Consider the following 20,678-nt stretch of genomic DNA (forward strand, 5'->3'; position numbering starts at 1 on the left):
CCGGAACGCTCCGCGATGTCAGGGCCTGATCCACCATATGCCGCAGCCGCCGCTTCGAGTGGTGCCATGCAGGGTCGTGAAGGCTGCCATCAGGGCCGTTGCGGCGCATCCCATGGCGTTGACGCGGGTCATCAATGGGTGACCGTTCTCGATATGAAAGGTGCGCATACCATCCGTAATCAGATCCACGGTACCTGTAATGTCGACGACGGTGCTGTGCGAGTGTGCAAGATCCTTCACGACATCAGGCGTCGCATGGCCGCCCGCGACAGCTGCAAACTCACTCGCGTTGCGGCGCAAGACCCACGGTCTGTTCGCGAGACACGCGCGGGCGAATTCCAGACGGAGAGGCGATGCATCGACAAAGACAGGATCGAGGATCCACGCCTTGTTCTGGGCTTGAGCAGTGGTGATGACTCGGGGGATCGCTGCGCGGCGATCAGTATCGAGTGTTCCGAGACTGACGGGCAGCGCAGCTGAATGGCTTGTAAAGGCAGAGACTTCATTCGGGGCGAAGGTCAACGACGGAATACCGCCTGCGGCCAGAAGGAGATTGGCGGTGAAGGTCTGAGCTGCGGCGTTCGTAAGCGCATGCACACGCGTGTGCTCGCGGCGAAGACGGTCGAGCAGAAGCCCTGCCAAATGTGGAAGATTGTGGGCGTCGCAATTGGACGCTGGTGCGCTCGTCATCTCGCAGTCCCTCCGCCGGCATGATCCGGATCAGGTTCGATGGGTTGGTCTCGAAAAGACCTCTCAGCCCGGATGGGCACCCCAAGGAGATGGCGCCGAAGTAAGCACCCTCTGCTCCGTTTGGCAAGACGCAATCTCTCGCTGTCATGCACGACCGCTTGACACGAGAGGATACCTCGCTGACTATTCGCCTCGTTCCGAGGGGAGCCCTGTGAGGGGCTGAGAGTCGGCTGATCCGCCGTGACCCTTGAACCTGATCCGGGTCATACCGGCGGAGGGACTGGAACTATCGAGCACGACAAGAATCCCTCAGCTCGCTTTGCCCGGATCTCCCTTTGTCCCAGAGGAGAGATCCAGTGACCGTATACATCGACAAGCCTAAGGGCGCTCCCCAATCCGTCACCACCGGTCCGATTCAGGGATCACGCAAGGTCTATGCCACACCGACGGGCGGACCGGACATTCGTGTGCCTTACCGCGAGATCGTGCTGACCGATCCTAGCGAGGCGCCCGTGCGCGTTTACGATCCTTCCGGCCCCTACACGCAGGACGATGCAGCCATCGATCTTCGCCAGGGACTTCCGCTTGTGCGCGAAACATGGATTGCAGCGCGGAACTGTGCGGCGGTGGAGCCGCGGCCGGTAAAACCTGAGGACAACGGAAATGTCTCGGCCGACGCGCTTGTGGCGCCATGCCCGGCCGAGCGCATCGTGCGCCGTGCCGCGCCCGGTCAGCTGGTGACACAATACGAGTTCGCCCGCGCCGGCATCATCACAGAGGAGATGATCTACGTCGCGCATCGCGAGAACCTCTGCCGCGAGGCAATGCTGGAAGAGGCGGAAGAGAAGATTGCCGACGGCGAGAGCTTCGGGGCCGCCATCCCGCCCTTCATCACGCCGGAGTTCGTGCGCCAGGAGGTAGCCCGAGGCCGCGCCATCATCCCGGCCAACATCAACCATCCGGAACTGGAGCCCATGGCGATCGGGCGCAACTTCCTGGTCAAGATCAACGCCAATATCGGCAATTCCGCGGTCGTTTCGACGGCAGCCGATGAGGTGGAGAAGCTTGTCTGGGCGATCCGCTGGGGCGCCGACACGGTGATGGATCTTTCCACTGGCCGCAACATCCACAACATCCGCTCCTGGATCCTGCGCAACTCGCCAGTGCCGATTGGCACGGTGCCGATCTATCAGGCGCTGGAGAAGGTGGGGGCCGATCCGACAAAGCTCGACTGGGAGGTGTTCAAGGATACATTGATCGAGCAGGCTGAGCAGGGAGTCGACTACTTCACGATCCATGCCGGTGTGCGCCTGCCTTATGTACCCCTCACGGCCAACCGCGTCACGGGCATCGTCTCCCGAGGCGGCTCGATCATGGCGCGTTGGTGCCTGGCGCACCACAAGGAGAGCTTCCTCTATGAGCGCTTCGACGAGATCTGCGACATCATGCGGTCCTATGATGTCTCGTTCTCGCTCGGGGACGGGCTGCGCCCCGGCTCCATCGCCGACGCGAACGATGCGGCGCAGTTCGCGGAACTCGAAACGCTGGGAGAACTCACGAAGGTGGCGTGGGACAAGGGCTGCCAAGTGATGATCGAGGGCCCCGGCCATGTGCCGATGCACAAGATCAAGGTGAACGTGGACAAGCAGCTTCGTGAATGCGGCGAGGCGCCATTCTACACACTCGGACCACTCACGACCGATATCGCACCTGGGTATGACCACATCACCTCCGGCATCGGGGCTGCGATGATCGGCTGGTTCGGCACGGCGATGCTCTGCTACGTGACGCCGAAGGAGCACCTGGGTCTGCCGAACCGGGATGACGTGAAGACGGGAGTGATCACCTACAAGATTGCAGCCCACGCGGCAGATCTCGCAAAAGGACATCCAGCCGCACAAGTTCGGGACGATGCATTGTCTCGCGCCCGCTTCGACTTCCGTTGGGAGGATCAGTTCAATCTCTCTCTCGATCCGGACACGGCGCGCACCTATCATGACGAGACACTGCCGAAGGATGCGCACAAGGTCGCGCATTTTTGCTCGATGTGTGGTCCGAAGTTCTGCTCAATGAAGATCACCCAGGACCTGCGGGCGGCGGTAGCGGCGATGAGCCCGGAGGCTCAGGAAAAGTTGGCCGGCATGCGTGCCAAGAGCCAGGAATTCCTGAGCGGCGGCGGCAAACTCTATGTCTCAGCCTCGGAGTAGCGGCATGCACATCCGTGTCATTGGCGCCGGAGTGGCTGGCCTGACAGCGGCACTGGAATTGGCCGAGCGAGGCGCTAGAGTCGAGGTGATTGACCGTGGCCCGCACCTCGGCGCGGCCGCCTGCTCCTGGTGCGCGGGCGGTATGCTCGCGCCCTGGTGCGAACGCGAGAGCGCAGATCCTACCGTGGCGGAACTGGGCCATCGTGCAATCGACTGGTGGCTGCGGCGATTTCCAGGGACCACGCGCAAAGGGACGTTGGTGATCGCACAGCCACGCGATGTAGGCGAACTCACTCACTTTGCGCGCAGAACGGAACGCTTTGACTGGGTCGACGCTGATCAGATTGCTGACCTCGAGCCTGATCTTCAAGGACGGTTTCATAAAGGCCTGTTCTTCACGGACGAAGCACACCTCGACCCCCGCAGCGCGCTGACAGCACTCGCCGCCCGTCTTGTAGAGCTTGGTGTCTCTCTGCGATTTGGTGTCGAGGCCCCCACCGGGGACAGAGATGTGGATCGCACCATCGACTGTCGCGGCTTTGCCGCGCAGGGCGATCTTCCGGACTTGCGTGGCGTCAAGGGTGAGATGCTGCTCGTCAAGACACGGGAGATCTCCCTCCAACGTTCTGTCCGCCTCCTGCATCCGCGCATCCCCCTCTACATCGTGCCGCGCGCGAACGGGCTCTTCATGATTGGAGCGACGATGATCGAGAGTTCAGATCGGGGTCGCGTCACGGCGCGCTCAGCGGTTGAGCTCCTCAATGGAGCGTACTCTGTCCATCCGGCCTTCGGCGAGGCCGAGATCATCGAGTTTGGAGCCGATGTGAGGCCTGCCTTTCCTGACAACTTGCCCGCCATCCGCGAATGCGGCCGAACGATCTACTTCAACGGCCTGTACCGTCACGGATTTTTGCTCGCCCCTGCCTTCGCGACCCAGGTCGCTGATGCCGTATTCCACAACTAGGAGACCAGGCATGAAGATTATCCTGAACGGTGAGGAACGTGAGATTGAGGAACGGATCTTGTCGCACGCTTTGTGTGAGCTCGACTTCGGCGATGCGGTTGTTGCCACGGCCGTCAATGAGCGGTTTGTGCCCGCATCTCAGCGATCGGCCATCGAGTTGAACGACGGCGACCGCCTCGAGGTTCTCGCGCCCATGCAAGGAGGCTGAGGCATGCTGTTTTATGATGTCGAACTTGCATCACCCTTGATGCTGGGAACCGCACAGTACCCATCACCGGCCATCCTGGCAGCGGCTGTCCAAGCCTCGGGTGCGGAGGTGGTGACCGTCTCACTCCGGCGCGAGGCGAGTGGCAATCTGGCCGGACAGGCCTTCTGGTCGATCATCGGCGCTCTCGGCACCCGCGTCCTGCCCAATACGGCTGGATGCCACACGGTCAAGGAGGCGGTCACGACGGCCCATATGGCCCGGGAGGTGTTTGGGACGCCGTGGATCAAACTCGAGGTGATCGGCGAGGAGGACACTCTTCAGCCGGACGTCTTCGGCTTGGTCGAAGCTGCGCGAATTCTGACCGAAGAAGGCTTCCAGGTCTTTCCGTATACGACGGAGGATCTTGTTGTGGCTGAACGCCTGCTGGCGGCGGGCTGTCGGGTTCTGATGCCCTGGGGTGCACCGATCGGCTCAGGGAGAGGTCTCAACAATGTCTTCGGGTTGAAAATGCTCCGGGCCCACTTCCCCGATGTGCCGCTTGTGGTCGATGCAGGGATTGGACTGCCCTCACACGCTGCTGCCGCGATGGAGCTCGGTTTTGACGCGGTTCTTCTGAACACCGCAGTCGCCAAGGCCGGTGATCCGGTCGGGATGGCCAAGGCTTTCGCCCTGGCGGTTGAAGCTGGACGGCTGGCACGGCACTCCATTCCGATGGAGCCACGGGAGATGGCGAGCCCTTCGACTCCGGTGATCGGGAAGGCGATGCTGGCATGACCCTCGTGCTCGATCCCTTCTATCTCATTGTTGACAACGCGGCTTGGGTGCGGCGCCTGGTGCCGCTCGGCGTCAAACTCGTTCAACTTCGCATCAAGGGCGAGTCTGATGCCGCGATCGCAAGTCAGATCCGAGAGGCGAAGATCTGTTGCGAACAGCATGGCGCTCAACTCGTGGTCAACGATCACTGGAGGCTCGCCATCGCAGAAGGCTGCACCTTCGTTCACCTCGGGCAGGAAGACCTCGCCGGCGCGGATCTGACCGCCATTCGAAAGGCTGGCATTCGGATGGGTGTGAGTACGCATGATCACACCGAACTCGATCAGGCGCTCTCAGTTGCGCCGGACTACGTTGCTCTGGGGCCGATCTATCCGACCGTCCTGAAGCAGATGCCCTGGGCTCCCCAAGGCTTGAGCCGCATCCCGGAATGGAAGCAGCTCATTGGCGAGATTCCGCTCGTTGCAATCGGTGGTCTGACAGTCGATCGTGCCCCAGGCGTTCTGGCTGCGGGTGCCGACAGTGCGGCGGTGGTGACGGACATTCTCCGGCACCCGGACCCGGAGCAACAAACCCGCCGTTGGATTTTATCAACGAGAGCAATCGTATGACCACACGTTACGCACGGCAGATCGTCCTCCCGGAGGTGGGTGAGACTGGCCAGGCCAAGCTGGCTTCGTCCTCGGTGCTGGTCATCGGCGCCGGCGGTCTTGGGTGTCCCGTCCTGCAATATCTCGCGGCCGCCGGTGTCGGACGCATCACGATCGTGGACCATGACCGCATTGACGAGAGCAACCTTCACCGGCAGCCTCTCTATCGCATAACTGACATTGGCCAGCTGAAAGTCGAGGTGGCTCAAAAAGCTCTCGAAGCCCTCAATCCGTCTGTGATCGTCAACGCGCTTGCTATCTCCTGTGACCCCGCCGTGGCAACGGATCTCGTGAGAAGCGCGGATATCATCGTGGATGCCGCCGATAGCATCGCGGTCACGTACATTCTGAGCGATGCCTGCAAGGCAGCGCGCAAACCCTTGGTCAGTGCGTCCTGTGTGGGCTTGAAGGGCTATGTCGGTGCCTTCTGTGCTGGTGCTCCGAGCTACCGCTCCGTGTTCCCGGATATTCCACAGAAACTTGGGAACTGCGCCTCGCTGGGTGTCCTGGGCTCGGTTGTTGCCGTACTCGGTGGCTTGCAGGCGCAGATGGTGTTGGCCCTGATTCTGGGCTTGGATCCATCACCGCACGGGCGGCTGGTTTCGGTTGATCTGCAGAAACTGGAGTTTGGCGGGTTTTCGTTCCTGGATGCGCCGGAGGCTACGGGTTTCGCACCGCCCTTTATCGCGCCATCTGATGTCAACCCCGACGATACTGTCTTCGAGCTCAGAAGCCTTGATGAGGTGGCGGTCTCTCCGTTTCCGCAGGCCCGCCGCGCGACCGTCGAGACGATCGTGGAACGGAGCCGGGATGTCTCAGAATCGAGCCGCATCGTGCTCTGCTGCCGCAGCGGCCTACGAGCGTGGCGGGCAGCGAGCCTTCTGAGGGATCAGGGCCATCAGAAGCTGGCGCTCATCGCAATGAGCGATATCAATGAGGTTTATCCACAGCGTATTTGAGCCGTTTGTTGACTGCAGCCTTTCAGCTCCGGAATGCGTCGATGCGCCTAGCCTTCAATGCAATGGTTTGATCGCGGGAAAGCACTTCGCACCGTATTTCAAACAGCCGTTGTCAACCCTCGCTGACTCACGCCCAGAATTCGCCCGCACAGTTAAAGCGGCGCGTCGCATTCAAGGGTCTGCCAGAATCGCACATTTTGCAGGGCTGCAAGCCAAACCATGGGCCAGTTTCAGGAGAGAGCTCTCCTGAGCCATTGAATCCGATGAGGCGGACGCGCCGCTCCTGCAATGAGAGGGAGAAGCATCGAAAACAACGTGCTCCCCGTGAGCAAAGGTCACCTGGTCGAAGATCGTGTGAGAGTCGGGCGCACGAGCCGAGCTGCTCCTTCAGTCATCGGGATTTCGCTCATAAACGGCGAGGGCGAGATCACCCGATACCTGTGAGAAGGGGGATCGGCTGCCTGACGCCGGCCTCATTGAGAATCGAAAACTGATAGCGTCCTGTCGCATCGACCCGCACCTGATAGCACAGACGTTCAACGACGTTATTGTCGTGGTCGAAGGTCAAGATCCTCGGGGTCATCGCGGCGATTTGCGCTTCAGGAATGTAGATCGAGTTGCAGATGATCACCTGATCCCCAGGTTGGCAGGTTCGCGCCGCCGCTCCGTTCAAGATGCAACAGCGGGATCCGCGCTCACCCAGAATCACATACGTCGAGATCCGAGCGCCGGAGTTCTTGTTCCAGATCTCCACGAACTCGAGTGGGAAAATCCCTGCCTCTTCACAGTGATCGGGATCCAAGGTGATCGAGCCGTGATAGTCCAAGTTTGCCTCGGTCACGTGGATGCCATGCAGCTTGGCAGCAACAACTTTCCTCATTGCGCGATCCTTCTTCTGTTGATGCCCCTGGTCGGATGCAAGGCAGAGGCATTGCTCCAGCTATCCATCATGGTCAATTCCGTGCTGCAAGAATCGACTTTAATGCTCAGGAGGAGCACTGACATCAACGCCGCAGATGGGCTCCAGATGAACGAACAGAAGGCGCTCATTCCGCGAAAGCTTCTAACGTAGCAATGAGTCTGGGTTCAAGGGTTGGATCTTCTATATTCATCCTTCGATAGAGTTCGTTTTTGCTGTCCTTGGATCACAGACAGTCAGCTTGTTCTCTTTTTGGAGATTGTCGCAAGCGAAGGGACGATCAATTCACGACACAGCGGGATTAAGCAGGCTCACTTTGCTCATGGAAGAACGTGGTGCTGGAGAATGACACGACTGACCGTTCGACGATGTCGTCCTGCCCCGCTGCACGAGCAGATTGAGACATTCAGCAGGCGAGATGAACCATGACGGCGGAATAAAGCACCTACATCCTGTGTCTTCCTGATCACAGGTTATGCCGGCTAGAGAAAAATTTAGTTGCGCAATCGTTTACATCGGCGACAGGGCATTTCAAACGAGAGCATCCATTGGTAAGGAGCTTGCGCGACCCGTTCCCCCTTGTGCATCTGCGGTGTCGCTCCTCTGAGAAGAGGGTATCCTCCCAAACTCGGGCTGCCGGCAACGGCAGCCCATTTCTTTGACGTGACTAGAGTATGGTGATGGCGCCCAAGACCGTGATCCGGACAGACCTCGTTGATGCTATTTGCCAAAAGGTTGACATCTCGCGAACTGAGGCCACGGAACTGGTTTCGCAGGTTCTCGGAGAGATCTGCGAGGCTCTTGCGTCGGGCGAGACCGTGAAGCTGTCGGGATTCGGTATCTTCCGCGTGCGCGACAAGGCAAAGCGGGTAGGGCGGAATCCAAAGACAGGGATTGAAGTGCCTATTGAGCCCCGCCGGTCCATCACGTTTCAGGCCTCACCTGTTCTCAAGACCCATGTGAACCGGGCTTCCTCTCCGTCACTGGGTGAACTGAAGGATAGCGAGCTTCGGAGAAGGCGGACCCCATGAAAAGGGAATTGGGATCGGAGCAGAATTGCAGTGCCTCAAGGAGTGCTGTCGATGGCGGCTTGATCGTCCTGGCTGTTGCCACATTCCGCCAAACTCATCATGCCATCTCAACCAACACTCCGGAAGATATCGACACGCATGTCATTGGCAAGTGGTTCGCAGGAACCTTGGGTCGCGCCATCCTGCTCGTGGTCATCACAGCTCTCAGAAATCGGCTCGACCGGAGGCGCTAGATTGCCATGACGAGAAAGGGCGAACGCCGCTGGCATCGCCGGCAACCGCTGGATCGCAGTGCCGAGATTGTACTCCCAAACCAATCTCCAACTCTGCCCTGCACTGTCGAAGACATATCCGCCGGCGGTGTTCGTATCCGGTTCGCGACCGCTGTTGCTCTTCCCCCGGAATTCGTGCTTGAGATTCCCAGCCTCACCCTGCGTGTTGATGCCCATGTGGTCTGGAGCCGAGGTGAGCATTATGGCGTTAGGTTTCTCTGGCCGCAGCAGATGAGCCACCGCGCAGCGGGGCCAGACCTGATCGACCTTGGGAATCCCGGGTGCGAACGGGTTAGTCGTCCCGAAACAGGTGGATGAAACCTGCTCTGGCTGAGCAACTGAACGGGTTTTCTTTGGAGGCTCGATCCGTACCTGAGCCGATGTCACGTGTAGCAACAGGGAGTAACAAGCTTGTTACGCGAGTTGCGGCTGCCGCACCAATGCCGCGTGCGGGCTTCCATACGTCCCGACCCGGCGGCTACGGATGAGAGCGCCAATGTCCTTGCCGGTATGGCCGAGGCCAAGTCAATCAGGCACTACGCTTCAGCCCAAGAGAACTGACGCATCCAGGATGCTTCACGGATAGGCCTTAGATTACTCAACAACCGACAAGGTCGCTCGTCCGCGCTCGAGTGGTTCCAATGCCATAGCCAACTGAACTCGGAATAGCGCCGCAATCAGATCCGACTGTGCCACGATGCCAACGATCTGGTCATCGTCATTCACAATCGGAATTTGCTCCACCCCAGCGTCGGCCATCAGCGGAACAAGTTGGGCAACAGCCACATCTTGCCGGACCGTTTGGATGGGAACCGTCATGACCTGCCCCACCGAACCTGTTTGCCCGCGTTCGAGCTGGATCACCCGACGGACCATTTGACGGAAGCTGATCCGAAGCCCACGATTGGCATCCCAGTCACTGTGCCTGATGAGGTCGGTCTGGGTGATCATTCCAATGACGTGGCGATGATCGGATACAACCGGCAAGGCTTTGATGCTATGCCGACGCAGAAGCCCCCAAGCCACCCGCAGCGGAGTTTCGGCTGTGACGGAGATGATGTCGCGGGACATGATATCGGCGCAGGTGATCCCTCCGAAGCGGCGGTTATACGCCTGCACCTCGGCCTTCCGAAACAGGGCCTCAAGGCTGTCGCGGCTCACGTCAACGACTTCGTCAAGTTCTCGCAGGATGGCATCTAGATCGTCACTCCTGAACCCAATCCGCTGCAGCGGTGCAGGGTCCGTGGTCTTGTGAAGATTGGACGAGGGCGGCTTGGTCAGATGCGGATACCGTCGGCCGGTGAGATTGTTGAACAGGACTCCCATCGCCAGCAGGATCAATGATCCGAGCGCGACAGGCCAGAGGACAAACCCGTATCCGGCCGCCTTGATGGCCGGCCCGCCAAGAACCGCCATCAGAGCCAGCGCTCCGCCGGGAGGATGCAGGCACCGGAGAACGAACATTGCGGCCACCGCGACAGTCCCGGCGAACGTGGCCGCCAGGAGCGGCTCGCCAAGACACTTGGCGCATGTCACACCAATGGCTGCCGACACTACGTTGCCGCCGAGAAGGGACCATGGTTGCGCCAACGGGCTCGCCGGCAGAGCAAACAGAATGATGGCGGAAGCCCCCAAAGGCGCACTCAGGAGAGGCAGGTCCCCAGAAGAGCCGAGAAAGCCTGCTCCGATGAAGCCGACCGTCAGAATGCCCGTGAGTAGGCCAGAGCAAACGCGAAGCTGCTCCAGGGGGCTGATATGGGTCAGGTCCGGAACAAGGCGTTTTGCCCAAGATAGAGACCGAAACACTTTGCTCATAGGCAACGATCGCACCGGGAGGGGTATGGCTGGAGGGGAAGCCTGCTTAGCCTGAACCAAGCCTGTTTGATAGTCGCCACCCTGCAAGAAAGGCCGTCATATTTGTCCAACGCCATCACGAGCAGTCTGCTGGTGGACAAGATGGAGAGCTGCAGAGCACCCCCTGATCCTTTAAGGCTGCACCTCCGCTCGTGATTGAGGCGTCTCTCATTGGCGGGAGAGCGATGACGGCGGGCAAGAACGTGACTTGGATGGAGTCGATAAAGGCCGTTCATCAAAAACTCGACGACTCACGAGCAGACTCAACCGCGTTGGCCAACAGATTATCGGGACGATTGGCGTGACCCTCGCAGCGGACGAAACCGTAAAGATGTCGGGGTTCGGCACGTTCAGCGTGCGCAGGAAGGGTGAGCGGATAGCCGCAATTCTCAGACGGAAGGATATCGGACTATCCGCTGCTTGCCCTGAAGAGGTCAGACGCCTGAGCAATGACCTCAGGCGGAAAGCAGTAGCGTTTGTAGCTGGCAATTCGATCATCCAACTCGTGTAAGACGACGCAATCCAACGCCCGAGCTCATGTGAGGACCCAGTCGGGAATGCTTTGCGGCGCGATTTTGGCTAAGGTTATGGTTACGTGAATTTTTGAACTCTGCGATTGCATGAGGAGAGCGCGTTTATCCTACGATTTGCGTTGCCAGCAGAAAAACGTTCCAAAGTTTGTTCGGTGCGGCGAAAGTGCTGTGAGAGAGCACGCTTGGGCTTATACTATCCAAAGTGTAGTGCTCCTCGCTTCTCAAAGAACATGGTCCGCGAACCCTCACGCTCCTCTCGCAAGTTTGCTCTGGGTATCCTTCTTTTCTGGCTCGTTGTAGCAGCGGCCACAGCCGGCAGGATCGCCTACTACGATCAGATTTCGGCACACGCGACGTCAACACCGCGATAGAGAGGGAGCTTCAATCCTTCCTCATCATCCCGCAGAGCGGACACGGCTCGTCCTGTCGTTGGCACAAGCTGCCGGTCCTCGCTGGGAGTAATGACCGCCCTGCTCGCACGAAGCGGGACTTCGCTTCTTGCACTCACGGATGCCCCGATCGCGATGATCAACGGTCCCTCTTCCGGCAGAGAAACGCCCTGAGCAACATCCATGACCGTGGTCTGCACACTCTCTTGATTGTCCCTCGAAACGTTGCTGACTGCCGCAGCGGGCGTGTCGGGCGGCAGGCCGTGCTCAATCAGGCGCGTCGCCAGTTTGGACGCCGTGCGCCGGCCCATATAGACCACCGTTGTCGCTTGCGGGTCGGCCAAGGCGTCGATGTTCAAACTCTCAGGAAGATTGCCGTGCCGGTCATGAGCGGTGATGAACTGGACTCTTTGGGCGTGATCGCGATGGGTCAGTGAACCATTGAGCGAGGCAGCCGCCGCGCTCGCTGCCGTGACTCCTGGCACAATGCGGACCGGAACACCGGCATCGCGGCAGGCCGCGACCTCCTCGCCAGTGCGGCCGAAGATGGCAGGGTCACCTCCCTTGAGGCGAACGACACGCTGACCTGCAAGCGCCAGATCGACGATCAGCGCGTTGATATCTTCCTGGCGACAGGATGCACCATGGCCCTCCTTACCAACATGAATCCGGCGCGCTTCCCGTCGGGCCAGTTCAAGCGTACCGGAGGTGACAAGACGATCATAGACGATCACGTCGGCCGCCTGGAGCTCGCGCATCGCTTTCAGCGTCAGAAGTTCAGGATCACCTGGACCTGCGCCGACGATGACAACCTCGCCGAGTGTTCCCCTCTCCAGAGCTTCGTCTTGGCTCTGACAGGCAAGATCATCCAGAGTGCCGTCCCGCTCACGCTCATGGGTCGTGCCCGTGAACGCGGCATCCACGAAGCGTTCCCAGAACCGGCGCCGGCCAGATTTCGAGGGCACGATCTCCCTCAGCCGCTCACGAAAGTCCTTTGCGGTCTGCGCCCATTCACCAAGGGAGAACGGCAGGACCGCCTCGATCCTGCGACGGATCGCTTGGGCCAGAATCGGGGCAGCTCCATCGGTCGATATGGACACGATGACCGGAGCTCGATTGACGATGGTACCAAACTGGAAGTCGCAGAAGGCAGGCTGATCGACGACATTGATCAGGGCCCCATGCCGACGGGCCGCGTCAGCAAAGAGTTGAGCCTCCTGCCGATCCTCGATATCGGCCACTGCGACTGAGATTCCTTGGAGGTCGGCATCTCGCCAATTCCGCCGGGTCAGAGTGAGCCGGTTCGGGTCGCTTCGGACAAGGGCCAGCAACTCTGGAGACGGGTTCTCTGCGAAGATCGGGACCGTGCTGCCAGCGGCCGCGAGAAGCTCCGCTTTCCAGGCGACACCCTCGCTTCCGCCGATCACGAGAATGCGCTTTCCCGTGAGGTCGAAGAAGATCGGCAGCTTCGGCAAAGGATTGAGCCGGGCTGGACGAGAGGCCTCCGGAGGGACTGCCGTATTCATTCCGCCGCCTTCGTGATCGGACCCGTATTGGCATGAAAGTCGCGCCCGTTCGTCGTTGCTGCGACAATTCCTGAACGGACGAGAAAGTCACTGAACCGCTCGCGGGGCTCACGTTGATGGGCGTAGGCTGCAAACAATGGATCTAGTGCAGCAATGATCTCATCGTGCTGCAGATCGGCCGCATAGAGCTTCGACAAGCGCGAGCCATCGAAAGCGCCTCCGAGATAGAGGTTGTAACGGCCGGGGCCTTTGCCGACGAGGCCGATCTCGGCAATGTAGGGACGCGCGCAGCCATTCGGGCAACCGGTCATGCGGATCGTGATCTCATCTTCCTCCAGACGACGAAGAGTGAGGCGCTCTTCCAGCGCCGTCACGAGAGAGGGCAGGTAGCGTTCGCTTTCGGCGAGCGCCAGGCCGCAGGTCGGCAGAGCAACGCACGCCATCGCATTGCGGCGCAGGGCCGTGGCATGGCTCGTCAGGCCGTGCTCTGCAACCAGTGCGTCGATGGCGGCACGGTTCTCCGGCCCAACATTGGCGATAATGACGTTCTGGTTCGCCGTCAGGCGAAACTCCCCGTCGTGCACCTCCGAGATGCGGCGAAGTCCTGTCATGAGAGAAGGGCCGTTCGGGATGTCGCGCACGCGGCCGTTTTCGATGAACAGAGTCAGGTGATAGCGTCCATCCTCGCCCTCGACCCAACCGTATCGGTCGCCGTTCGAGTCGAAGCTGAAAGGACGCGGATCGCCTAAGGACTTGCCGATGCGCCGCTCGACCTCCGTGCGAAAGGCCGCGAGGCCGCGGTCTTCGATGGTGTATTTGAGGCGGGCATGCTTGCGGCTCGTGCGGTCGCCCCAGTCACGCTGGACGGTCACCACCGCCTCGGCGACGGCAAGCGCGTCCTCTGGCCGACAGAAGCCCATCACATCGGCGGTGCGCGGATAGGTGTCCTCCTCGCCATGGGTCATGCCCATGCCGCCGCCGACCGTCACGTTCCACCCTTCAATCTCTCCGTTCTTGTCGAGGATCGCGATGAACCCGAGGTCCTGAGCGAAGATGTCGACCTCGTTCGACGGCGGAACCGCCACGACGGTCTTGAACTTGCGCGGCAGATAAGTGCGTCCATAGACAGGCTCGATCACCTCTTCCTCACCACCGGCGATCTTCTCGCCGTCGAGCCAGATCTCCCGATAGGCAGGCGTCCGCGGCAGGAGATGGTCCGAGATCGACTTGGCGAGCTCATAGGCTGCCCGATGCGCTCTCGATTGCTCCGGGTTGGTGGAGGCTAGAACGTTGCGGTTGACATCGCCGCACGCAGCAAGGGTGTCCAGAAGCGCCGTGTCGATGGCCTTCATGGTCGCTTGCAGGTTCGACTTGATGACGCCGTGGAACTGGAACGTCTGCCGCGTCGTCAAACGGAGTGTGCCGTTAGCGTAATCCTGAGCGATCCGGTCGATCTGAAGCCATTGGGAAGGCGTGCAGACACCACCGGGAATGCGCAGGCGGATCATGAAGGAATAAGCCTTCTCGAGCTTCTTCTTCGTGCGCTCCGCCCGCAGGTCCCGGTCGTCCTGCAGATACATGCCATGGAATTTCACCAGCTGCTGATCGTCCTCGCTGATGGCGCCGGTCACGCCGTCGGTCAGACCTTCCGCAAGCGTGCCACGCAGATAGCCGCTCGCCTCTTTGATACGCTCGTTGCGCGAAAGCTCTTTCGACATACTCTGTTTCTCAATAAACGTCTTGGTGATAGCGGCGGCCACGCTCAAGCTCTGCCACGGCGAGTTCTGCGGCTTCGGGGGAGAGCGCCTTCACGTCCCTATAAGCCGCGACGATTGCAGCACGGACATCCTTGGCCATGGCCTTGGCATCGCCGCAGACATAGAGCTGGGCGCCGTTGTCCAGCCATTCGATGAGGTCGTGGCGCTGCTCCCACAGGCGGTGCTGGACGTAGACCTTGTTCGGCGTATCACGAGAGAACGCGAGATCGATCTGTGTCAGCGACCCGTTCTTCAGGGCATCCTGCCATTCAAGCTGATACAGGAAGTCGTGCGTGTAGCGCCGGTCGCCGAAGAACAGCCAGGACTTGCCGCTGGCTCCAATGGCGTTCCGCTCCTGCACGAAAGCACGGAAGGGTGCAACGCCGGTGCCAGGACCGATCATGATAATGTCCGTTGATGGTTCCGGCAATCGGAAGTGTTTGTTGGGCTTCAACCGAACGCGCGTTGTCGCGCCTGACTTGAGGCGGTCAGCGACGAAGGTTGAGGCAACCCCTCCGCGCTGGCGCCCATGCGTCTCATAACGTACGGCGGCAACCAGTAGATGGGCTTCATCGCCGACCTCCTTGCGCGAAGAAGCGATGGAATAGGCCCGTGGCGGCAGCGGGCGCGTGAGAGCTGAGAGCTGCTGAGCTGTCAGCGGCACGGGAAAGGTTTCGACGAGGTCAACCAACTGGCGTCCATCGATCCAGGAGCGAGCCTGCCCCTCGTCGAGAAACTTGCGCACCTCTGCATGCCCCGTCTCGGCGACAAAAGTTTCAAGCGTCTTCACGGAGAGGGTCGTGATATCCCGCTCGGTCATCAATGCTGCGCGCAGGGCCTCGTCCGTGTGGAGCCCCGTCGCGGCAAGAACGGCATCGACGAGGACCGGATCGTTCTCGGGAAACAGTTCGAGCGCGTCGCCAGGTTCGTAGGGCGGAGCCGCGCCATCGAAGCCGAGGGCCAGGTGAACGGTTTCCTTGTCGGAGCGTGAGGAGTTCAGGTTCACGTGTTCAGTGATTTCGGCAGTCAGCGGCTCGCGGCTGATCTCGGAGCCGGCACGCGGGCTGAAGTCGACCGAGACCACGTTGCCAGAACTCTCCTGAGCTGGCGCAAACGTTTCGAGCGTGCTCTTGATCCAGGCCGCTGCGGGCGCTTCGAAATCGAGGTCGCAATCGATCCTGTCGACGGCCCGCACGGCACCAAGCTCGGCAAGGCGTGCGTCAATGGCCTTGCCGACAGCGCAGAACTCCGCATAGGCGGTGTCGCCCAAAGCCAACACCGCGTAGGTGGCGCCCTCAAGACGTGGCGCCGACGGCCCCATCAGATCCGTATAGGCCCGGGTGGCTCGCGACGGCGGCTCACCTTCGCCCCAAGTGGCTGCGATCACCACCAGGCGGCTCTGCTTCGGCAGATCGGCAATATCGAGATCGGCGAAATCGACGATCTTCGGCTTGAAGCCACCCTTCCGGGCAAGCTTCGCGACATCCTGCGCCAACCGCTCCGCATTCCCTGACTCGCTGGCAAACAGGATCGTTAGGGGCTCTGCCGGGCGGGCGGGCGTATCGACACGGGGGAGCGGCGCCTGACTCGCATCGATCCCGGCGAGAAAGCCAGCGAGCCATGCGCGCTGGATCGGTGAGGCTGCGCCCAGGACACGATCGAGACTGATCCGGTCGTCGTCGCCGAAGGGTGCTGTGTGAGGCAGAAGGGCAAATGCTGACATTGGGACAGTCTCGGTGAGCCTCTCTGGCAAGTCAATGGAATGTTCTTTTTAAAGAACATCAACTGATAGAAACTTCTTTTCTCCGGCGTCGAAAACGAGAAAAAGAATTCCGCGGGCCTGACGGTATAGGAACTTATGCCAAAGCTCCGATCGTTCTTAGGTCATTGTGTCAATCGGCAGGGCGGTGGTGGATTTCACCCGCTCCACGCTGAAGCGCGAGCAGACGTTCTTCAGGGGGACAATTCCAATCAAACGCTTATAGAACACGTCATAGGCCTTGACGTCGGGCACGACGACCCGGAGCAGGTAGTCCACGTCCCCGGCCATGCGATGGAACTCGACCACCTCACTCATGGTCGAGATCGCGTTGATGAAGCAGTCGATCGAGTCTTGGCTATGGTCGCCGACTTCGATGCAGACGAAGACCGTTAAGCCCAGCCCAAGCTTCTCAGGGTCAAGAAGTGCGACCCGCCGCTGAATCACGCCGTCGGCTTCAAGACGCTGAATCCGTTTCCAGCATGGTGTTTGAGACAAACCGACCCGTTGGCCGATGTCTGCAACAGCCAGCGTGCCATCCTGCTGAAGAAGATCCAAAATTTTTCGGTCGATACGGTCCATCTCTGCATCCCGTCTTTTGCCGAATATTAGTTCCGCCGCTTTGGTCTTTGAGGGAAAAATATTCTCTTCTTGCGACGTCTTGCTCCTCCGGCCGGCCTGTCGCCTTCCTGGCTCGGAACGACCTCACCTTGACATCGTTCGTTATTAAGAACAAGTTCGATCTTGTGGTTTGGAGATTTTTGCCATGGACCTTGGTTCAGGCGGCTCGGGAGGTGAGGCCTTAGCCCGTGCCCTGAGTGGTATCGGCCTTCCTGAAAGGTTGGCTCTTGCCTCGCGATCAATTGCCGGTCGGCTGGTATTCACAACGAGCTTCGGTCTCGAGGACCAGGCGCTTACCCATGCGATCTTCAGCGCAGGCCTCGATGTCCATATCGAGATCGTCACCCTCGATACCGGGCGACTCTTCCCTGAGACCTACGATTTGTGGGAGCAAACGGAGGAGCGTTATCAGCGCCGGATCAATGCCGTCAGTCCCGATCGCGGTGCGGTGGAGGCTTTGGTGAACCGCCAGGGCATCAATGGATTCCGGCACTCGGTCGAAGCACGCAAGGCCTGTTGCGATATTCGGAAAGTCGAGCCACTCGGCCGGGCTCTCGCGGGAGCGGCAGGCTGGATCACGGGACTGCGCGCCGAACAATCGGCTTTCCGGGCGGCTGTGCCGCTCGCCGTCTCTGACGAGGGATATGGGCTGATCAAGATCAATCCTCTTGCCGACTGGAGCCGACAAGATCTCGCCCGGTATGTCACCGACAACGCCGTTCCCTATAACCCGCTGCACGATCGGGGTTACCCGTCCATCGGTTGCGCTCCCTGCACCCGGGCAGTCCGTCTCGGTGAACCCGAGCGCGCGGGCCGCTGGTGGTGGGAGCAGGAAGCTAAGAAAGAATGTGGCCTGCACCTCGTGCCGACACATGAACCTCAGGAGCGTTTCCATGATCAGCTGGCGTGAAGCACGGGGCGGGCACCACGCAAGGACGCTTGATCCTCAAGGCAATGAACCGAAGACCAAGCTCTTCCGGCCAGCCCTGACGCACCTCGATCGTCTCGAGGCCGAGAGCATCTACATCATGCGTGAGGCTGTCGCCGAATGCGATAATCCGGTGATGCTCTATTCGATCGGAAAGGATTCATCGGTCCTGCTGCACCTTGCACTCAAGGCCTTCTATCCGGCGAAGCCTCCGTTTCCTCTTCTGCATGTGGATACCACCTGGAAGTTTCGCGAAATGATCGCGTTCCGGGATCGGCGCGTCCGGGAGCTCGGACTCGAACTGCTGGTGCACACCAACCCGGACGGACTGGCACGCAATATCGGTCCGATCAGCCATGGTTCGGAGATCCATACGGATGTGATGAAGACCCAGGCGCTCAAGCAGGCGCTCGAACGTTACGGCTTCGATGCGGCCTTCGGTGGCGCCCGCCGTGATGAGGAGAAGTCGCGCGCGAAGGAGCGTGTCTTTTCCTTGCGCAACGCTCATCATCGCTGGGACCCCAAGCGCCAGCGCCCGGAGCCATGGCAGCTCTACAACGGACGCAAGCGCAAGGGAGAGAGCCTGCGCATCTTCCCTCTCTCCAACTGGACCGAGCTCGATATCTGGCTCTACATCCACCGCGAGAACATCCCCATCGTTCCGCTCTATTTCGCGGCGGAGCGGCCTGTGGTGGAGCGGGATGGAATGTTGATCCTCGTTGATGATGAACGCTTGCCACTCCATCCCGGTGAGCAACCGCAGCTTCGATCCGTCCGGTTCAGGACGCTCGGCTGCTATCCCCTAACCGGCGCGGTCGAAAGCACGGCGTCCACGCTCCCGGACATCATTCGCGAAACACTCGAGGCGCGGACATCCGAGCGACACGGACGCGCCATCGACAAGGACACGGCGGCATCCATGGAGCGCAAGAAGCAGGAGGGCTACTTCTGATGACGGTTCATCCCGCGCCTGCAAGCTTCATGCTCGACGACTATCTCGCCGCGCATGAACGCAAGAGTCTGTTGCGCTTCATCACCTGTGGTTCGGTCGATGACGGCAAGTCCACGTTGATCGGCCGTTTGCTGTATGAATCCAAGCGTCTGTTCGACGATCAGATCGCTGCTCTTGAACGTGACTCCCGCAAGCATGGGACACAGGCAGGCAGTATCGATTTCGCACTTCTCGTTGACGGGCTTGCCAGTGAGCGGGAGCAGGGCATCACCATCGATGTCGCCTACCGCTTTTTCTCGACGGACCGGCGGACCTTCATTGTCGCCGATACGCCGGGACATGAGCAATATACCCGCAATATGGCAACCGGCGCCTCGACGGCGGATGTCGCCATCGTGCTCGTGGATGCACGTAAGGGGATCACGCGGCAGACGAGGAGACACAGCCTTCTCGTTTCGCTGCTTGGGATCCGGCACGTGGTCTTGGCCATCAACAAGATGGATCTCGTCGACTGGTCCGAAGCGAAGTTCACCGAGATCGTGACGGAGTTCCAAGGCTTCTCGGCGGAGCTTGGATTCGAGCATGTGACCGCTATTCCCCTGTCCGCCCTGCATGGCGACAACATCGTTGCATCATCCTCCAGGGCTCGCTGGTACAAGGGGCCGACGCTCCTTTCACATCTCGAGACAGTTGACGTAGAGCCCTTGGGCGGAGCCGAGCCGTTCCGCCTGCCGGTTCAATGGGTGAACCGGCCCAACCCGGACTTCCGGGGCTTCTCCGGTCTCGTGACGAGCGGCATGGTGAGACCGGGCGAGCGGGTGAGGGTACTGCCCTCCGGCCTGGAGACCACCGTGACAAGAATCGTGACGCATGGCGGCGAGCAGGACGAGGCCGTGGCCGGCCAGTCCATCACGCTCCTCCTGTCCGACGAGGTGGACGTCTCGCGCGGAGACATCATCGCCTCCGCAGGGCGACCGCCTCACGTATCCGACAGGATCGAGGCGCGCCTGTTCTGGATGGCGACCGAGCATCTGAAGGAAGGAGACCAGTTCCTTCTGAAGCTCGGGGCAGGAACCGTGCCGGCGAAGGTTGTTTCAGTCCGGCAGAGGATCGATCTGACGACGCTTGCGCCTGTGGAGGCTTCGTCCTTCGGAGCCAACGATGTCGGGGACGTCACTCTCGCGCTCGATTATTCGATTGCATTCGATTCATATGGCGAGAGCCGCCGCACGGGCGGGTTCATTCTCATCGACCGCGAGAGCTTCGACACGGTTGCCATCGGTCTGGTGGATGGCGCGGGATCCCGCCGGGATGCCGGCTTTCAACCCACCCGGAACGATGGCCAGGTGACGTGGCTGAAATCAATCCGCGAACAGAAACGGCGGAGTGTGCTCAAGGCCATGTCGTGGCGGGTCATCGGCTCTGTTGCCACAGTTGCCGCAGCCTTTGTGCTGACCCAGGACACCCGTCTTGCTGCAGCCATCGGAGCGACCGAGGTGGTGACCAAGCTCGTGCTCTACTATGGCCATGAGCGACTCTGGGCCCGCATCAGGTTCGGCCTGTCCATCGCCGCGAAACAGCACCGCACGGATCCCCAGAGTTCGGGGGCCAGCTAAGCAACTTGCAGTTCATCCAAGCAGCAATCATCGATATTTCGGGCTCCTGCGCGACTCGTGCAGGCGGCCGAT

At 60.3% G+C, this 20,678-nt stretch carries 20 protein-coding genes and 2 riboswitches; of the genes, 13 read left to right on the top strand and 7 right to left on the bottom strand.

What is annotated here, in order from left to right:
* Window positions 1–18: 18 nt before the first annotated feature.
* Window positions 19–690: a hydroxyethylthiazole kinase gene (locus DC522_RS12725; protein WP_052954726.1), complete on the bottom strand. Its 672-nt coding sequence runs from the start codon at window positions 688–690 to the stop codon at window positions 19–21.
* Window positions 681–784, bottom strand: a riboswitch (TPP riboswitch). Its footprint overlaps the gene before it by 10 nt.
* A 96-nt stretch (window positions 785–880) precedes the next feature.
* A riboswitch (TPP riboswitch) is annotated at window positions 881–988 on the top strand.
* 58 nt (window positions 989–1,046) lie between these two features.
* On the opposite strand from DC522_RS12725, the gene thiC reads away from it, so the two are divergent.
* Genes thiC through DC522_RS12755 form a run of 6 tightly spaced genes read left to right on the top strand, consistent with a single transcriptional unit; the run spans window position 1,047 to window position 6,449 of the window.
* Window positions 1,047–2,897 carry a phosphomethylpyrimidine synthase ThiC gene (gene thiC, locus DC522_RS12730; RefSeq protein ID WP_116529079.1) on the top strand — a complete coding sequence of 617 codons (1,851 nt, stop codon included), beginning with the start codon at window positions 1,047–1,049 and terminating at the stop codon, window positions 2,895–2,897.
* Window positions 2,898–2,901: 4 nt separating this feature from the next.
* On the top strand, window positions 2,902–3,861 hold the full coding sequence (thiO, locus tag DC522_RS12735) for a glycine oxidase ThiO (RefSeq protein WP_116529080.1): 960 nt from the start codon (window positions 2,902–2,904) through the stop codon (window positions 3,859–3,861).
* A 10-nt stretch (window positions 3,862–3,871) separates the two neighbouring features.
* Window positions 3,872–4,069, top strand: coding sequence for a sulfur carrier protein ThiS (thiS, locus tag DC522_RS12740; RefSeq protein ID WP_047189711.1), 198 nt, complete (start codon window positions 3,872–3,874; stop codon window positions 4,067–4,069).
* Between the two features lie 3 nt (window positions 4,070–4,072).
* Window positions 4,073–4,843: a thiazole synthase gene (locus DC522_RS12745; protein ID WP_116529081.1), complete on the top strand. Its 771-nt coding sequence runs from the start codon at window positions 4,073–4,075 to the stop codon at window positions 4,841–4,843.
* A complete protein-coding gene (locus DC522_RS12750) occupies window positions 4,840–5,451 on the top strand; it encodes a thiamine phosphate synthase (protein ID WP_047189713.1) in 612 nt (203 codons plus the stop codon). Before DC522_RS12745 ends, DC522_RS12750 begins: the two co-directional genes overlap by 4 nt.
* Window positions 5,448–6,449: a HesA/MoeB/ThiF family protein gene (locus DC522_RS12755; RefSeq protein WP_116529082.1), complete on the top strand. Its 1,002-nt coding sequence runs from the start codon at window positions 5,448–5,450 to the stop codon at window positions 6,447–6,449. Before DC522_RS12750 ends, DC522_RS12755 begins: the two co-directional genes overlap by 4 nt.
* A 427-nt stretch (window positions 6,450–6,876) precedes the next feature.
* Here DC522_RS12755 and panD read toward each other — a convergent pair whose 3' ends face one another.
* On the bottom strand, window positions 6,877–7,329 hold the full coding sequence (gene panD, locus DC522_RS12760) for an aspartate 1-decarboxylase (protein WP_116529083.1): 453 nt from the start codon (window positions 7,327–7,329) through the stop codon (window positions 6,877–6,879).
* Between the two features lie 719 nt (window positions 7,330–8,048).
* Between panD and DC522_RS12765 the strand changes: the two genes are divergently transcribed.
* The 3 genes from DC522_RS12765 to DC522_RS37240 are packed head-to-tail and all read left to right on the top strand — an operon-like array spanning window position 8,049 to window position 8,989.
* On the top strand, window positions 8,049–8,399 hold the full coding sequence (locus DC522_RS12765) for an integration host factor subunit alpha (RefSeq protein ID WP_047189717.1): 351 nt from the start codon (window positions 8,049–8,051) through the stop codon (window positions 8,397–8,399).
* Complete coding sequence (locus tag DC522_RS37235) at window positions 8,396–8,632, top strand: hypothetical protein (protein WP_133239273.1); 237 nt, start codon at window positions 8,396–8,398, stop codon at window positions 8,630–8,632. The genes DC522_RS12765 and DC522_RS37235 overlap by 4 nt, the downstream gene beginning before the upstream one ends.
* 6 nt (window positions 8,633–8,638) lie before the next feature.
* On the top strand, window positions 8,639–8,989 hold the full coding sequence (locus tag DC522_RS37240) for a PilZ domain-containing protein (protein WP_116529085.1): 351 nt from the start codon (window positions 8,639–8,641) through the stop codon (window positions 8,987–8,989).
* 276 nt (window positions 8,990–9,265) lie between these two features.
* Here DC522_RS37240 and DC522_RS12780 read toward each other — a convergent pair whose 3' ends face one another.
* Window positions 9,266–10,486 (bottom strand): HPP family protein, encoded by a 1,221-nt coding sequence (locus tag DC522_RS12780; RefSeq protein ID WP_116529086.1) that lies wholly within the window; start codon window positions 10,484–10,486, stop codon window positions 9,266–9,268.
* A 247-nt stretch (window positions 10,487–10,733) separates the two neighbouring features.
* Here DC522_RS12780 and DC522_RS37245 point away from each other — a divergent pair, with 247 nt between their 5' ends.
* The gene (locus DC522_RS37245) at window positions 10,734–11,036 is read left to right on the top strand and encodes an HU family DNA-binding protein (protein WP_116529087.1); all 303 of its coding nucleotides are present in this window, start codon (window positions 10,734–10,736) and stop codon (window positions 11,034–11,036) included.
* 356 nt (window positions 11,037–11,392) lie between these two features.
* Here DC522_RS37245 and cysG read toward each other — a convergent pair whose 3' ends face one another.
* The 4 genes from cysG to DC522_RS12805 form a co-directional block, all read right to left on the bottom strand.
* A complete protein-coding gene (gene cysG / locus DC522_RS12790; protein ID WP_116529088.1) occupies window positions 11,393–12,973 on the bottom strand; it encodes a siroheme synthase CysG in 1,581 nt (526 codons plus the stop codon).
* Window positions 12,970–14,691: an NADPH-dependent assimilatory sulfite reductase hemoprotein subunit gene (locus DC522_RS12795; RefSeq protein ID WP_116529089.1), complete on the bottom strand. Its 1,722-nt coding sequence runs from the start codon at window positions 14,689–14,691 to the stop codon at window positions 12,970–12,972. The genes cysG and DC522_RS12795 overlap by 4 nt, the downstream gene beginning before the upstream one ends.
* 10 nt (window positions 14,692–14,701) lie before the next feature.
* Window positions 14,702–16,453 (bottom strand): sulfite reductase flavoprotein subunit alpha, encoded by a 1,752-nt coding sequence (locus DC522_RS12800; protein ID WP_116529090.1) that lies wholly within the window; start codon window positions 16,451–16,453, stop codon window positions 14,702–14,704.
* Between the two features lie 156 nt (window positions 16,454–16,609).
* On the bottom strand, window positions 16,610–17,071 hold the full coding sequence (locus tag DC522_RS12805; protein ID WP_047192173.1) for an Lrp/AsnC family transcriptional regulator: 462 nt from the start codon (window positions 17,069–17,071) through the stop codon (window positions 16,610–16,612).
* A 184-nt stretch (window positions 17,072–17,255) separates the two neighbouring features.
* Here DC522_RS12805 and DC522_RS12810 point away from each other — a divergent pair, with 184 nt between their 5' ends.
* The 3 genes from DC522_RS12810 to cysN are packed head-to-tail and all read left to right on the top strand — an operon-like array spanning window position 17,256 to window position 20,606.
* Window positions 17,256–18,020, top strand: coding sequence for a phosphoadenylyl-sulfate reductase (locus DC522_RS12810; RefSeq protein WP_116529091.1), 765 nt, complete (start codon window positions 17,256–17,258; stop codon window positions 18,018–18,020).
* Window positions 18,004–18,990 carry a sulfate adenylyltransferase subunit CysD gene (gene cysD / locus DC522_RS12815; protein ID WP_116529092.1) on the top strand — a complete coding sequence of 329 codons (987 nt, stop codon included), beginning with the start codon at window positions 18,004–18,006 and terminating at the stop codon, window positions 18,988–18,990. Before DC522_RS12810 ends, cysD begins: the two co-directional genes overlap by 17 nt.
* Entirely contained in the window at window positions 18,990–20,606 is a 1,617-nt protein-coding gene (gene cysN / locus DC522_RS12820) for a sulfate adenylyltransferase subunit CysN (RefSeq protein ID WP_116529093.1), read from the top strand. The genes cysD and cysN overlap by 1 nt, the downstream gene beginning before the upstream one ends.
* Window positions 20,607–20,678 lie beyond the last annotated feature (72 nt).

The sequence above is a fragment of the Microvirga sp. KLBC 81 genome (assembly GCF_003075415.1).
Classification (GTDB): domain Bacteria; phylum Pseudomonadota; class Alphaproteobacteria; order Rhizobiales; family Beijerinckiaceae; genus Microvirga.

Excerpts from the sequence above, each read along its gene's own strand:
- DC522_RS12725 (WP_052954726.1), bottom strand. The coding sequence starts at position 690 with ATGACGAGCGCACCAGCGTCCAATTGCGACGCCCACAATCTTCCACAT.
- thiO (WP_116529080.1), top strand. The coding sequence starts at position 2,902 with ATGCACATCCGTGTCATTGGCGCCGGAGTGGCTGGCCTGACAGCGGCA.
- thiS (WP_047189711.1), top strand. The coding sequence starts at position 3,872 with ATGAAGATTATCCTGAACGGTGAGGAACGTGAGATTGAGGAACGGATC.
- DC522_RS12745 (WP_116529081.1), top strand. The coding sequence starts at position 4,073 with ATGCTGTTTTATGATGTCGAACTTGCATCACCCTTGATGCTGGGAACC.
- DC522_RS12750 (WP_047189713.1), top strand. The coding sequence starts at position 4,840 with ATGACCCTCGTGCTCGATCCCTTCTATCTCATTGTTGACAACGCGGCT.
- DC522_RS12755 (WP_116529082.1), top strand. The coding sequence starts at position 5,448 with ATGACCACACGTTACGCACGGCAGATCGTCCTCCCGGAGGTGGGTGAG.
- panD (WP_116529083.1), bottom strand. The coding sequence starts at position 7,329 with ATGAGGAAAGTTGTTGCTGCCAAGCTGCATGGCATCCACGTGACCGAG.
- DC522_RS12765 (WP_047189717.1), top strand. The coding sequence starts at position 8,049 with ATGGCGCCCAAGACCGTGATCCGGACAGACCTCGTTGATGCTATTTGC.
- DC522_RS37235 (WP_133239273.1), top strand. The coding sequence starts at position 8,396 with ATGAAAAGGGAATTGGGATCGGAGCAGAATTGCAGTGCCTCAAGGAGT.
- DC522_RS37240 (WP_116529085.1), top strand. The coding sequence starts at position 8,639 with ATGACGAGAAAGGGCGAACGCCGCTGGCATCGCCGGCAACCGCTGGAT.
- DC522_RS12780 (WP_116529086.1), bottom strand. The coding sequence starts at position 10,486 with ATGAGCAAAGTGTTTCGGTCTCTATCTTGGGCAAAACGCCTTGTTCCG.
- cysG (WP_116529088.1), bottom strand. The coding sequence starts at position 12,973 with ATGAATACGGCAGTCCCTCCGGAGGCCTCTCGTCCAGCCCGGCTCAAT.
- DC522_RS12795 (WP_116529089.1), bottom strand. The coding sequence starts at position 14,691 with ATGTCGAAAGAGCTTTCGCGCAACGAGCGTATCAAAGAGGCGAGCGGC.
- DC522_RS12800 (WP_116529090.1), bottom strand. The coding sequence starts at position 16,453 with ATGTCAGCATTTGCCCTTCTGCCTCACACAGCACCCTTCGGCGACGAC.
- DC522_RS12805 (WP_047192173.1), bottom strand. The coding sequence starts at position 17,071 with ATGGACCGTATCGACCGAAAAATTTTGGATCTTCTTCAGCAGGATGGC.
- DC522_RS12810 (WP_116529091.1), top strand. The coding sequence starts at position 17,256 with ATGGACCTTGGTTCAGGCGGCTCGGGAGGTGAGGCCTTAGCCCGTGCC.
- cysD (WP_116529092.1), top strand. The coding sequence starts at position 18,004 with ATGATCAGCTGGCGTGAAGCACGGGGCGGGCACCACGCAAGGACGCTT.
- cysN (WP_116529093.1), top strand. The coding sequence starts at position 18,990 with ATGACGGTTCATCCCGCGCCTGCAAGCTTCATGCTCGACGACTATCTC.